General features: G+C 62.7%; 1 protein-coding gene (only partly in view). It reads left to right on the top strand.

Going from position 1 to position 14605, the window contains the following annotated elements:
* Positions 1 to 293: 293 nt before the first annotated feature.
* Positions 294 to 14605: the start of a cadherin-like domain-containing protein gene (locus tag ACEN8Z_RS03395; RefSeq protein WP_495596765.1), read on the top strand. It continues 14971 nt past the right edge of the window; 14312 of the gene's 29283 nt are visible here — the first part of the coding sequence; the start codon lies at positions 294 to 296; its stop codon lies off the right edge, out of view.

Raw genomic sequence — 14605 nt, 5'->3', positions numbered from 1 at the left:
GGCAAGCGGATTGACCGTATGTCGGAAAGCTCAAAAGCGGAACTGGATCACATGCCGAGGACAGGGTCACAGCTCAAATATCAATGTGACATTACTGGGGCGATTGTTTAGGATGGATCCAAGAAGGTCAATAGTTTGGCATAAAGTTAATATCGAAAAAATATAGCCAAAATATTGACGAATTAGCGCGTCAAATTTGTGCATCCATTTTGCAAAGAACGTCCAGACTGGTCGGCGCAGACGCCATCAGGTCTATGGAAGTCAACTGAACGTGACACCCCGGAGAGTCTTCAATGAGCAGTGTTGTTGCCATCGTCAAAAGCATTGTTGGTCAGGTTTTCGTGGTGTCCCCGGAGGGCATCCGCCGAGTCCTCGTTGAAGGCGACAAACTGTTTGCCGGCGACCAGATCGATACTGGCCTTTCTGGTGCCGTGTCTCTGGAACTGGCCGATGGCCGTACACTCGATCTGGGCCGTGACACCCAGTGGAGCGCTGACACCCCGGACTCCGGCACTGACCTGGCAGCCGCCACTGCGCAAGCCGCACCGTCCGTTGAAGAACTGCAGCAAGCCATTGCCGCCGGTGCCGACCCGACCAAAGACCTTGAAGCCACCGCTGCGGGTCCGACGGCGGCAAGTTCTGGTGGTGCCGCCGGTGGCGGTCACAGCTTCGTGGTACTAGACGCCACCGCTGGCCGCGTCGACCCGACCATCGGTTTCCCAACCAACGGTCCTGATTTCACTGCTACTGCGACTACGCTCGACACTGGCAATCAGAACATCACGACCTTCAACGCTCCGAGTGTGCTGACCGCGGATAGTGGCACTCTGGCGGAAGACAGCATCGCGACGGGCAATGTACTGAACAACGATAGCGATGCCGAGACGCCGCTCAACGTCACCGGCTTCACCATCGCCGGCATGACCGGTAGTTTCACCGCGGGCCAGACAGCGACCATCGTCGGCGTCGGGACGTTGACCATCGGTGCCAATGGCAACTACACCTTTACTCCGGACGCCAACTACAACGGTGCTGTACCGCAAGTCACCTACACCACCAACACTGGCTCTAGCAGCACCCTGGATCTCACGGTGACGGCGGTTGATGATCCGAGCGTTTTGACTGCAGACACCCAAACCATTGCTGAAGACACCGCTACGATCGGCAACGTGCTGAGCAACGACAGCGACATCGATAACGTCCTGAGCGTGGTCACCTTCACCATCGACGGTGTTCCTGGCACCTTCACGGCGGGCCAGACAGCGACCATTGCCAATGTCGGCACCCTGGTGATCGGGGCCAACGGCGCCTACACCTTTACCCCGGACGCCAATTACAACGGCAGCGTGCCGACCGTCAGCTACACCGTGACCGACGGTTCCACCTCGACGCTGAATATCAGTGTTACGCCGGTCGATGACGGCTTTACCGATATCAGTGAAAGCGTGGCCACCAGCGAAGACACCGCCGTGAGCGGCAGCGTGTTGACGGGGACCTCGAGCGTCGATGGCCCGGTCAGCGTGGTCAACTTCACCATCGGTGAAACCACTTACGTCGCTGGCACCACCGCGACCATTGCCAACGTCGGCACCCTGGTGATCGGGGCCAACGGGACTTACACCTTCACCCCGGACGCCAACTACAACGGCACGGTGCCGACCGTGAGCTATACCGTCACCGACGGCTCGGGCACCGACGTCACTTCGACCCTGAACATCGACGTCACCCCGGTCGACGACAGCTTCACCGATGCCAGCGAAACGGTCTCGACCCTGGAAGACACCGCCGTGACCGGCAGCGTGTTGACGGGGACCTCGAGCGTCGATGGCCCGGTCAGCGTGCTCAACTTCACCATCGGTGAAACTATCTACGCCGCCGGCAGCACCGCGACCATCGCCAACGTCGGTACCCTGGTGATCGGGGCCAACGGGACTTACACCTTTACCCCGGACGCCAACTACAACGGCACGGTGCCGACCGTGAGCTACACCGTCACCGACGGCTCTGGCACCGACGTCACCTCGACCCTGACCCTCAACGTCACCCCGGTCGATGACAGCTTTACCGATACCAGTGAAAGCGTGACCACCAGCGAAGACACCGCCGTCAGCGGCAGCGTCCTCACCGGGACCTCGAGCGTCGACGGTCCGGTCAGCGTGGTCAACTTCACCATCGGTGATACCACCTACGTCGCCGGCCAGACCGCGACCATCGCCAACGTCGGCACCCTGGTCATCGGCGCCAACGGCACCTACACCTTCACCCCGGACGCCAACTACAACGGCACAGTGCCGACCGTCAGCTACAGCGTGACCGACGGCTCCGGCACCGACGTCACCTCGACCCTGACCATCGACGTCACCCCGGTCGACGACAGCTTTATCGATGCCAGCGAAAGTGTGACCACCGCTGAAGACACTGCCGTCAGCGGCAGCGTCCTCACCGGCACGACCAGCGTCGACGGTCCGGTCAGCGTGGTCAATTTCACCATCGACGGCGTTACTGGCACCTTCACTGCGGGCCAGACGGCGACCATCGCCAACGTCGGCACCCTGCTGATCGGGGCCAACGGTGTTTACACCTTCACCCCGGCCGAGAATTACAACGGCAGCGTGCCGACCGTCAGCTACACCGTCACCGACGGCTCCGGCAGCAATGTCACCTCGACCCTGACCATCAACGTCACCCCGGTCGATGACAGCTTCACCGACCTCGGCGAACGCGTGACCACCGCTGAAGACACCGCCATCAGCGGCAGCGTCCTCACCGGTACCTCGAGCGTCGACGGTCCGGTCAGCGTGGTCAACTTCACCATCGGTGATACCACCTACGCCGCCGGCAGCACCGCGACCATCGCCAATGTCGGCACCCTGGTGATCGGCGCCAACGGCGCTTACACCTTCACCCCGGACGCCAATTACAACGGCACGGTGCCGACGGTCAGCTACACCGTCACCGACGGTTCTGGCACCGACGTCACCTCGACCCTGACCCTCGACGTCACCCCGGTCGATGACAGCTTCACTGACCTCAGCGAAAGCGTGACCACCGCTGAAGACACCGCCGTCAGCGGCAGCGTGTTGACGGGCACCTCGAGCGTCGACGGCCCAGTCAGCGTGGTCAACTTCACCATCGACGGCGTTTCTGGCACTTTCACAGCGGGCCAGACCGCGACCATCGCCAATGTCGGCACCCTGGTGATCGGCGCCAACGGGGCTTACACCTTTACCCCGGACGCCAACTACAACGGCACAGTGCCGACGGTCAGCTACACCGTCACCGACGGTTCTGGCACCGACGTCACCTCGACTCTGACCCTCGACGTCACCCCGGTCGACGACAGCTTTATCGATGCCAGCGAAAGTGTGACCACCGCTGAAGACACTGCCGTCAGCGGCAGCGTCCTCACCGGCACGACCAGCGTCGACGGTCCGGTCAGCGTGGTCAACTTCACCATCGGTGATACCACCTACGTCGCCGGCCAGACCGCGACCATCGCCAACGTCGGCACCCTGGTGATCGGCGCCAATGGCGCTTACACCTTCACCCCGGCCGAGAATTACAACGGCACGGTACCGACCGTGAGCTACACCGTCACCGACGGTTCGGGCAGCAATGTCACCTCGACCCTGACCATCGACGTCACCCCGGTCGACGACAGCTTCACCGATGCCAGCGAAACGGTCTCGACCCTGGAAGACACCGCCGTGACCGGCAGCGTCCTCACCGGTACTTCGAGCGTCGACGGTCCGGTCAGCGTGGTTAATTTCACCATCGACGGCGTTACTGGCACCTTCACTGCGGGCCAGACGGCGACCATCGCCAACGTCGGCACCCTGCTGATCGGGGCCAACGGTGTTTACACCTTCACCCCGGCCGAGAATTACAACGGCAGCGTGCCGACCGTCAGCTACACCGTCACCGACGGCTCCGGCAGCAATGTCACCTCGACCCTGACCATCAACGTCACCCCGGTCGATGACAGCTTCACCGACCTCGGCGAACGCGTGACCACCGCTGAAGACACTGCCGTCAGCGGCAGCGTCCTCACCGGTACCTCGAGCGTCGACGGTCCGGTCAGCGTGGTCAACTTCACCATCGGTGATATCACCTACGTCGCCGGCCAGACCGCGACCATCGCCAACGTCGGCACCCTGGTGATCGGAGCCAACGGCGTCTACACCTTCACCCCGGACGCCAATTACAACGGCACAGTGCCGACCGTGAGCTACACCGTCACCGACGGTTCGGGCAGCAATGCCACCTCGACCCTGAACATCGACGTCACCCCGGTCGATGACAGCTTCACTGACCTCGGCGAAAGCGTGACCACCGCTGAAGACACCGCCGTGACCGGCAGCGTGTTGACGGGCACCTCGAGCGTCGACGGCCCGGTCAGCGTGGTCAACTTCACCATCGGTGATACCACCTACGCCGCCGGCAGCACCGCGACCATTGCCAGCGTTGGCACCTTGGTGATCGGGGCCAACGGCGCTTACACCTTCACCCCGGACGCCAATTACAACGGCACAGTGCCGACGGTCAGCTACACCGTCACCGACGGTTCTGGCACCGACGTCACCTCGACCTTGAACATCGACGTCACCCCGGTCGATGACAGCTTCACCGACCTCAGCGAAAGCGTGACCACCGCTGAAGACACGGCCGTGACCGGCAGTGTGTTGACGGGCACCTCGAGCGTCGACGGCCCGGTCAGCGTGGTCAACTTCACCATCGGTGATACCACCTACGCCGCCGGCAGCACCGCGACCATTGCCAGCGTTGGCACCTTGGTGATCGGCGCCAATGGCGCCTACACCTTCACCCCGGACGCCAATTACAACGGCACAGTGCCAACCGTGAGCTACACCGTCACCGACGGTTCGGGCAGCAATGTCACCTCGACCCTGACCATCGACGTCACCCCGGTCGATGACAGCTTCGCCGACCTCAGCGAAAGCGTGACCACCAGCGAAGACACGGCCGTCAGCGGCAGCGTCCTCACCGGCACCTCAAGCGTCGACGGCCCAGTCAGCGTGGTTAATTTCACAGTTGGCGGCACCCAATACCAGGCCGGCAGCACCGCGACCATTACCAACGTCGGCACTTTGGTGATCGGGGCCGACGGCACCTACACCTTTACCCCGGACGCCAATTACAACGGCACAGTGCCGACCGTCAGCTACAGCGTGACCGACGGCTCCGGCACGGACGTCACTTCGACCCTGACCATTAACGTCACCCCGGTCGATGACAGCTTCACCGACCTCAGCGAAAGCGTGACCACCGCTGAAGACACGGCCGTGACCGGCAGTGTGTTGACGGGTACCTCGAGCGTCGACGGCCCGGTCAGCGTGGTTAATTTCACCATCGGTGATACCACCTACGCCGCTGGCAGCACAGCGACCATTGCCAACGTCGGCACCCTGGTGATCGGTGCCAACGGTGCCTACACCTTCACCCCCGCTGCCAACTACAACGGCACGGTGCCAACGGTCAGCTACACCGTCACCGACGGCTCCGGCACCGACGTCACTTCGACCTTGACCATCAACGTCACCCCGGTCGATGATAGCTTCGCCGACCTCAGCGAAAGCGTGACCACCGCTGAAGACACCGCCGTGACCGGCAATGTGTTGACGGGTACCTCGAGCGTCGACGGCCCAGTCAGCGTGGTTAATTTCACAGTTGGCGGCACCCAATACCAGGCCGGCAGCACCGCGACCATTACCAACGTCGGCACTTTGGTGATCGGCGCCGACGGCACCTACACCTTTACCCCGGACGCCAATTACAACGGCACAGTGCCGACCGTCAGCTACAGCGTGACCGACGGTTCTGGCACCGACGTCACCTCGACCTTGAACATCGACGTCACCCCGGTCGATGACAGCTTCACCGACATCAGCGAAAGCGTGACCACCAGCGAAGACTCCCCAGTCAGCGGCAGCGTCCTCACCGGCACAAACAGCGTCGACGGCCCGGTCAGCGTGGTCAACTTCACGGTTGGCGGCACCCAGTACCAGGCCGGTGAAACCGCGACCATTGCCAACGTCGGCACCCTGGTGATCGGCGCCAATGGCGCTTACACCTTTACCCCGGACGCCAACTACAACGGCACGGTGCCAACGGTCAGCTACACCGTCACCGACGGCTCCGGCACCGACGTCACTTCGACCTTGACCATCAACGTCACCCCGGTCGATGACAGCTTCGCCGACCTCAGCGAAAGCGTGACCACCGCTGAAGACACCGCCGTGACCGGCAATGTGTTGACGGGTACCTCGAGCGTCGACGGCCCAGTCAGCGTGGTTAATTTCACAGTTGGCGGCACCCAATACCAGGCCGGCAGCACCGCGACCATTACCAACGTCGGCACTTTGGTGATCGGCGCCGACGGCACCTACACCTTTACCCCGGACGCCAATTACAACGGCACAGTGCCGACCGTCAGCTACAGCGTGACCGACGGTTCTGGCACCGACGTCACCTCGACCTTGAACATCGACGTCACCCCGGTCGACGACAGCTTCACCGATATCAGCGAAAGCGTGACCACCAGCGAAGACACCGCCATCAGCGGCAGCGTCCTCACTGGCACGAGCAGCGTCGACGGTCCGGTCAGCGTGGTCAACTTCACAGTTGACGGCACCCAATACCAGGCCGGCAGCACCGCGACCATCACCAATGTCGGTACCCTGGTGATCGGAGCCAACGGCACCTACACCTTTACCCCGGACGCCAATTACAACGGCAGCGTGCCAACCGTGAGCTACAGCGTGACCGACGGCTCTGGCACCGACGTCACCTCGACCTTGAATATCGACGTGACGCCGGTCGACGACAGCTTCACCGACCTCAGCGAAAGCGTGACCACCGCTGAAGACACCGCCGTGAGCGGCAGCGTCCTCGCCGGTACTTCGAGCGTCGACGGCCCAGTCAGCGTGGTCAACTTCACCATCGACGGCGTTTCTGGCACTTTCACAGCGGGCCAGACCGCGACCATCGCCAATGTCGGCACCCTGGTGATCGGGGCCGACGGCACCTACACCTTTACTCCGGACGCCAATTACAACGGCAGCGTGCCAACGGTCAGCTACAGCGTGACCGACGGCTCCGGCACCGACGTCACCTCGACCCTGAACATCAACGTCACCCCGGTCGATGACAGCTTCACCGACGTCAGCGAAACGGTCTCGACCCAGGAAGATACGTCCGTGACGGGCAGTGTGTTGACGGGCACCTCGAGCGTCGACGGACCGGTCAGCGTGGTCAACTTCACCATCGACGGCGTTTCTGGCACTTTCACCGCCGGTCAGACCGCGACCATCGCCAACGTCGGCACCCTGGTCATCGGGGCCAACGGCGCCTACACCTTTACCCCGGACGCCAATTACAACGGCACAGTGCCGACGGTCAGCTACAGCGTGACCGACGGTTCTGGCACGGACGTCACTTCGACCCTGACCCTCAGCGTTACGCCGGTCGACGACAGCTTTATCGATGCCAGCGAAAACGTGACCACCGCTGAAGACACGGCCGTGACCGGCAGTGTGTTGACGGGTACCTCGAGCGTCGATGGCCCAGTCAGCGTGGTTAATTTCACCATCGACGGCGTTCCTGGCACCTTCACAGCGGGCCAGACCGCGACCATTGCCAACGTTGGCACCCTGGTGATCGGAGCGAACGGCACCTACACCTTCACCCCGGACTCCAACTACAACGGCACGGTGCCGACCGTCAGCTACACCGTCACCGACGGCTCCGGCAGCAATGTCACCTCGACCCTGACCCTCAACGTCACCCCAGTCGACGACAGCTTTATCGATGCCAGCGAAAACGTGACCACCAGCGAAGACACCGCCGTGACCGGCAGCGTCCTCACCGGTACTTCGAGCGTCGACGGCCCGGTCAGCGTGCTCAACTTCACCATCGGTGATACCACCTACGCCGCTGGCACCACCGCGACCATTGCCAACGTCGGCACCCTGGTGATCGGTGCCAACGGGACTTACACCTTTACTCCGGCCGAGAATTACAACGGCAGCGTGCCAACCGTGAGCTACAGCGTGACCGACGGCTCCGGCTCGGACGTCACCTCGACCCTGACCCTCAACGTCACCCCGGTCGACGACAGCTTCACTGACCTCAGCGAAAGCGTGACCACCGCTGAAGACACCGCCGTGACCGGCAGCGTCCTCACTGGCACCTCGAGCGTCGACGGACCGGTCAGCGTGGTTAACTTCACCATCGGTGAAACCACCTACGCCGCCGGCACCACGGCGACCATCGCCAATGTCGGTACCTTGGTGATCGGCGCCAACGGCGCTTACACTTTTACCCCGGCCGCCAACTACAACGGCAGCGTGCCGACCGTCAGCTACAGCGTGACCGACGGTTCTGGCACCGACGTCACCTCGACCCTGAACATCGACGTCACCCCGGTCGACGACAGCTTCATCGATGCCAGCGAAAGCGTGACCACCGCTGAAGACACTGCCGTCAGCGGTAGCGTCCTCACCGGCACAAACAGCGTCGACGGCCCGGTCAGTGTGGTCAATTTCACCATCGGTGATACCACCTACGCCGCCGGCAGCACCGCGACCATCGTCAACGTCGGTACCCTGGTGATCGGCGCCAACGGCGCCTACACCTTCACCCCGGACGCCAACTACAACGGCAGCGTGCCAACGGTCAGCTACAGCGTCACCGACGGCTCCGGCACCGACGTCACCTCGACCTTGAATATCGACGTGACGCCGGTCGACGACAGCTTCACCGACCTCAGTGAAAACGTGACCACCGCTGAAGACACCGCCGTGACCGGCAATGTGTTGACGGGTACCTCGAGCGTCGACGGCCCAGTCAGCGTGGTTAATTTCACCATCGACGGCGTTTCTGGCACTTTCACCGCCGGTCAGACCGCGACCATCGCCAACGTCGGCACCCTGGTGATCGGGGCCAACGGCGCTTACACCTTCACCCCGGACGCCAATTACAACGGCACGGTGCCGACCGTGAGCTACACCGTCACCGACGGTTCGGGCACCGACGTCACCTCGACCCTGACCATCAACGTCACCCCAGTCGACGACAGCTTTATCGATGCCAGCGAAAACGTGACCACCAGCGAAGACACCGCCGTCAGCGGCAGCGTGTTGACGGGCACCTCGAGCGTCGACGGTCCGGTCAGCGTGGTCAATTTCACCATCGGTGAAATCACTTACACGGCCGGCAGCACCGCGACCATCGCCAACGTCGGCACCCTGGTGATCGGAGCCAACGGCGTCTACACCTTCACCCCGGACGCCAACTACAACGGCACAGTGCCGACGGTCAGCTACACCGTCACCGACGGTTCGGGCACGGACGTCACCTCGACCCTGACCATCGACGTCACCCCGGTCGATGACAGCTTCGCCGACCTCAGCGAAAGCGTGACCACCAGCGAAGACACGGCCGTCAGCGGCAGCGTCCTCACCGGCACCTCAAGCGTCGACGGCCCAGTCAGCGTGGTTAATTTCACCATCGACGGCGTTACTGGCACTTTCACCGCCGGTCAGACCGCGACTATCGCCAATGTCGGCACCCTGGTGATCGGCGCCAACGGCGCTTACACCTTTACCCCAGCCGAGAATTACAACGGCACGGTGCCAACCGTGAGCTACAGCGTGACCGACGGTTCGGGCACCGACGTCACCTCGACCTTGACCATCAGTGTCACCCCGGTCGACGACAACTTCACTGACCTCAGCGAAACGGTCTCGACCCTGGAAGACACCGCCGTGACCGGCAGCGTGTTGACGGGCACCTCGAGCGTCGACGGCCCGGTCAGCGTGGTCAATTTCACCATCGACGGCGTTCCTGGCACTTTCACCGCTGGCCAGACGGCGACCATCGTCAACGTCGGCACCCTGGTAATCGGGGCCAACGGCACCTACACCTTTACCCCGGACGCCAATTACAACGGTACGGTGCCGACCGTGAGCTACACCGTCACCGACGGTTCGGGCACGGACGTCACCTCGACCTTGAATATCGACGTCACCCCGGTCGACGACAGCTTCACCGACCTCAGCGAAAGCGTGACCACCGCTGAAGACACCGCCGTGACCGGCAGCGTGTTGACGGGTACCTCAAGCGTCGACGGCCCGGTCAGCGTGGTGAACTTCACCATCGGTGATACCACCTACGCCGCCGGCAGCACGGCGACCATCACCAATGTCGGCACCCTGGTGATCGGCGCCAACGGCGCTTACACTTTTACCCCGGCCGCCAACTACAACGGCAGCGTGCCGACCGTCAGCTACAGCGTGACCGACGGTTCTGGCACCGACGTCACCTCGACCCTGAACATCGACGTCACCCCGGTCGACGACAGCTTCATCGATGCCAGCGAAAGCGTGACCACCGCTGAAGACACTGCCGTCAGCGGTAGCGTCCTCACCGGCACAAACAGCGTCGACGGCCCGGTCAGCGTGGTTAATTTCACTATCGACGGCGTTACTGGCACTTTCACAGCGGGCCAGACCGCGACCATCGCCAACGTCGGCACCCTGGTCATCGGGGCCAACGGCGCCTACACCTTCACCCCAGCCGCCAATTACAACGGCACGGTGCCGACGGTCAGCTACACCGTCACCGACGGTTCTGGCACCGACGTCACCTCGAACTTGAACATCGACGTCACCCCGGTCGACGACAGCTTTATCGATGCCAGCGAAAGCGTGACCACCGCTGAAGACACCGCCGTGACCGGCAGCGTCCTCACCGGCACGAGCAGCGTCGATGGCCCGGTCAGCGTGGTCAACTTCACGGTTGACGGCACCCAATACCAAGCCGGCAGCACCGCGACCATCGCCAATGTTGGCACCCTGATCATCGGAGCCAACGGCGCTTACACCTTTACCCCGGACGCCAACTACAACGGCACGGTGCCAACGGTCAGCTACAGCGTGAACGACGGCTCCGGCACCGACGTCACCTCGACCCTGAACATCGACGTCACCCCGGTCGACGACAGCTTTATCGATGCCAGCGAAAACGTGACCACCGCTGAAGACACCGCCGTCAGCGGCAGCGTCCTCACCGGTACCTCGAGCGTCGACGGCCCGGTCAGCGTGGTTAACTTCACCATCGGTGATACCACCTACACCGCTGGCAGCACCGCGACCATTGCCAACGTCGGCACCCTGGTGATCGGGGCGAACGGCACTTACACCTTCACACCAGCCGAGAATTACAACGGCACGGTGCCGACCGTTAGCTACACCGTGACCGACGGCTCCGGCACCGACGTCACCTCGACCCTGAACATCAGCGTCACTCCGGTCGATGACAGCTTCACCGACATCAGCGAAAGTGTAACCACCGCTGAAGATACCGCCGTGACCGGCAGCGTCCTCACCGGGACTTCGAGCGTCGACGGCCCGGTCAGCGTGGTTAATTTCACCATCGACGGCGTTACTGGCACTTTCACCGCTGGCCAGACCGCGACCATCGCCAATGTCGGCACCCTGGTGATCGGGGCCAACGGCGCTTACACCTTTACCCCAGCCGAGAATTACAACGGCACGGTGCCAACCGTGAGCTACAGCGTGACCGACGGTTCGGGCACCGACGTCACCTCGACCTTGACCATCAGTGTCACCCCGGTCGACGACAACTTCACTGACCTCAGCGAAACGGTCTCGACCCTGGAAGACACCGCCGTGACCGGCAGCGTGTTGACGGGCACCTCGAGCGTCGACGGCCCGGTCAGCGTGGTCAATTTCACCATCGACGGCGTTCCTGGCACTTTCACCGCTGGCCAGACGGCGACCATCGTCAACGTCGGCACCCTGGTAATCGGGGCCAACGGCACCTACACCTTTACCCCGGACGCCAATTACAACGGTACGGTGCCGACCGTGAGCTACACCGTCACCGACGGTTCGGGCACGGACGTCACCTCGACCTTGAATATCGACGTCACCCCGGTCGATGACAGCTTCACCGACATCAGCGAAAGTGTAACCACCGCTGAAGATACCGCCGTGACCGGCAGCGTGTTGACGGGCACCTCGAGCGTCGACGGCCCGGTCAGCGTGGTGAACTTCACCATCGGTGAAACCACCTACACTGCTGGCACCACCGCGACCATCGCCAACGTCGGCACCCTGGTGATCGGCGCCAATGGCGCTTACACCTTTACTCCGGACGCCAACTACAACGGCACGGTGCCGACCGTCAGCTACAGCGTGACCGACGGTTCCGGCACGGACGTCACTTCGACCCTGAACATCGACGTCACCCCGGTCGACGACAGCTTTATCGATGCCAGCGAAAACGTGACCACCGCTGAAGACACCGCCGTGAGCGGCAGCGTCCTCACCGGCACGAGCAGCGTCGACGGCCCAGTCAGCGTGGTTAGTTTCACCATCGACGGCGTTACTGGCACTTTCACCGCCGGCCAGACGGCGACCATCGCCAATGTCGGCACCCTGGTGATCGGGGCGAACGGGGCTTACACCTTCACCCCGGACGCCAACTACAACGGCAGCGTGCCGACCGTGAGCTACAGCGTGACCGACGGCTCCGGCACCGACGTCACCTCGACCCTGAATATCAACGTCACCCCGGTCGATGACAGCTTTATCGATGCCAGCGAAAGCGTGACCACCAGCGAAGACACGGCCGTCAGCGGCAGTGTGTTGACGGGCACCTCGAGCGTCGACGGCCCAGTCAGCGTGGTCAATTTCACCATCGGTGAAACCACCTACGCCGCTGGCACCACCGCGACCATCGCCAACGTCGGCACCCTGGTGATCGGCGCCAATGGCGCTTACACCTTTACTCCGGACGCCAACTACAACGGCACGGTGCCGACCGTGAGCTACAGCGTGACCGACGGTTCCGGCACGGACGTCACTTCGACCCTGAACATCGACGTCACCCCGGTCGACGACAGCTTTATCGATGCCAGCGAAAGCGTGACCACCAGCGAAGACTCCCCAGTCAGCGGCAGCGTCCTCACCGGCACAAACAGCGTCGACGGCCCGGTCAGCGTGGTCAACTTCACGGTTGGCGGCACCCAGTACCAGGCCGGTGAAACCGCGACCATTGCCGACGTCGGCACCCTGGTGATCGGAGCCAACGGCACTTACACCTTCACCCCGGACGCCAACTACAACGGCACAGTGCCAACGGTCAGCTACAACGTGACCGACGGTTCTGGCACGGACGTCACTTCGACCCTGACCATCAACGTCACCCCGGTCGACGACAGCTTTATCGACCTCAGCGAAAGCGTGACCACCAGCGAAGACACCGCCGTCAGCGGCAATGTGTTGACGGGTACCTCGAGCGTCGACGGCCCAGTCAGCGTGGTTAATTTCACAGTTGGCGGCACCCAATACCAGGCCGGCAGCACCGCGACCATTACCAACGTCGGCACTTTGGTGATCGGGGCCGACGGCACCTACACCTTTACCCCGGACGCCAATTACAACGGCACAGTGCCGACTGTCAGCTACAGCGTGACCGACGGTTCTGGCACGGACGTCACTTCGACCCTGACCATCAACGTCACCCCGGTCGATGACAGCTTCACCGACCTCAGCGAAAGCGTGACCACCGCTGAAGACACGGCCGTGACCGGCAGTGTGTTGACGGGTACCTCGAGCGTCGACGGCCCGGTCAGCGTGGTTAATTTCACCATCGGTGATACCACCTACGCCGCTGGCAGCACAGCGACCATTGCCAACGTCGGCACCCTGGTGATCGGTGCCAACGGTGCCTACACCTTCACCCCCGCTGCCAACTACAACGGCACGGTGCCAACGGTCAGCTACACCGTCACCGACGGCTCCGGCACCGACGTCACTTCGACCTTGAACATCAGCGTCACCCCGGTCGATGACAGCTTCACCGACATCAGCGAAAGCGTGACCACCGCTGAAGACACCGCCGTGACCGGTAGCGTCCTCACCGGCACGAGCAGCGTCGACGGCCCAGTCAGCGTGGTCAATTTCACCATCGACGGTGTCCCTGGCACTTTCACAGCGGGCCAGACCGCGACCATCGCCAATGTCGGCACTTTGGTGATCGGGGCCAACGGCGCCTACACCTTCACCCCAGCCGAGAATTACAACGGCAGCGTGCCAACGGTCAGCTACAGCGTGACCGACGGCTCGGGCAGCAATGTCACCTCGACCCTGACCATCAACGTCACCCCGGTCGACGACAGCTTCACCGACCTCAGCGAAAACGTGAACACCGCTGAAGACACCGCCGTGACCGGCAGCGTCCTCACCGGGACTTCGAGCGTCGACGGCCCGGTCAGCGTGGTTAATTTCACCATCGACGGCGTTTCTGGCACGTTCACCGCCGGCCAGACCGCGACCATCGCCAATGTCGGCACCCTGGTGATCGGGGCCAACGGCGTCTACACCTTCACCCCGGACGCCAACTACAACGGCACAGTGCCAACGGTCAGCTACACCGTGACCGACGGCTCTGGCACCGACGTCACCTCGACCCTGAACATCGACGTCACCCCGGTCGATGACAGCTTCACCGACCTCAGCGAAAGTGTGACTACCGCTGAAGACACCGCCGTGAGCGG

It is taken from the genome of Pseudomonas sp. Pseusp10, assembly GCF_059492225.1.
Note: the sequence above shows the minus strand (reverse complement) of the source record. Positions and strands in the feature narration are given on the sequence as shown.